This is a genomic window from Pseudomonas juntendi (assembly GCF_009932375.1).
Taxonomy (GTDB): Bacteria; Pseudomonadota; Gammaproteobacteria; order Pseudomonadales; family Pseudomonadaceae; genus Aquipseudomonas; species Aquipseudomonas juntendi.
Genome location: NZ_BLJG01000252.1, coordinates 1 through 786, shown reverse-complemented (window position 1 = coordinate 786; position 786 = coordinate 1). Strand labels below are relative to the sequence as shown.

The window sequence follows — 786 nt, the reverse complement described above, 5'->3', positions numbered from 1 at the left end:
ACGCCGAAACTGCCGGCCAAGACCAGCGCCTTCAAGGCCTGGGGCGAACGCCTGCAGCAGCATGCCGCAAGCCTGGGCAACGAGCTGGCCTACTGGCAAGGGCAACTGGCCGGTGCGCCGCAGGGCCTGCCCGAGGCCGAGCCGGGCGCCAGCCTGCAGAACCGTCACCGCCAGAGCGTGCAGGCACGCCTGGGTGCCGAGCTGACCCGGCGCTTGCTGCAACAGGCCCCGGCGGCCTACCGCACCCAGGTCAACGACCTGCTGCTGACTGCCTTGGCCCGGGTGGTGTGCCGCTGGAGCGGCGCCGATTCGGCGCTGGTGGAGCTGGAAGGCCATGGCCGCGAAGACCTGTTCGACGACATCGACCTGAGCCGTACGGTGGGCTGGTTCACCAGCGCCTACCCGGTGCGGCTGACCCCGGCCGCCGAGCTTGGCGCCTCGATCAAGCAGGTCAAGGAACAGCTGCGCGGCGTGCCGCACAAAGGCATCGGTTTCGGTGTTTTGCGCTACCTGGGCGACGAGGCTGCGCGCACGTGCCTGGCCGAGCTGCCGGTGCCGCGCATCACCTTCAACTACCTGGGCCAGCTCGATGGCCAGTTCGATGAGCGGGCGCTGTTCGTGCCGGCCGCCGAAAGCGCAGGTGAGGAGCAGAGCCCGCTGGCGCCGCTGGGCAACTGGCTGGTGCTCAATGGCCAGGTGTATGGCGGCGAGCTGAGCCTGGCATTCAGCTTCAGCGGGCAGATGTTCGCCCGCGCGACCATCGAGCGGCTGGCGCGGGCCTACGAG

1 protein-coding gene is annotated in these 786 nt (G+C 69.8%); it reads left to right on the top strand.

The window, feature by feature from the left end; translation table 11 throughout:
- A partial coding sequence (locus GYA94_RS23700) for a condensation domain-containing protein (RefSeq protein ID WP_255326983.1) occupies positions 1-786 on the top strand: 786 nt, incomplete at both ends.